Genomic DNA, 393 nt, shown 5'->3' on the forward strand with positions numbered 1-393 from the left:
GCTCAGGCAGACATCGCCTTGCGCATGTTCTCGCTGACCTTCTCGAGGAAGCCAGTGGTCGAGAGGAACTTCTGGTCGGGACCGACCAGCAGCGCCAGATCCTTGGTCATGTCGCCGGCCTCGACAGTGTCGACCGTGACCTTCTCGAGCAGCGTCGCGAACTTGGCGAGTTCGGCATTGTTGTCGAGCTTGGCGCGGTGGCTGAGGCCACGCGTCCAGGCAAAGATCGAGGCGATCGAGTTGGTCGAGGTCTCCCTGCCCTTCTGATGCTCGCGATAATGGCGCGTCACCGTGCCGTGGGCGGCTTCCGCCTCGACGGTCTTGCCATCCGGCGTCATCAGCACCGAGGTCATCAGGCCGAGCGAACCAAAACCCTGGGCCACGGTGTCGGAC

Annotated in this window: 1 protein-coding gene; it reads right to left on the reverse strand. The window is 63.6% G+C overall.

The window, feature by feature from the left end; translation table 11 throughout:
* Nucleotides 1–2: 2 nt before the first annotated feature.
* Nucleotides 3–393, reverse strand: a 391-nt coding sequence (locus AB4Y92_RS26300) for an isocitrate/isopropylmalate family dehydrogenase (RefSeq protein WP_441822297.1), incomplete at its 5' end; no start/stop codon positions are given.

The sequence above is a fragment of the Lysobacter sp. TAB13 genome (assembly GCF_052113885.1).
GTDB classification, from domain to species: Bacteria; Pseudomonadota; Gammaproteobacteria; order Xanthomonadales; family Xanthomonadaceae; genus Lysobacter; species Lysobacter gummosus.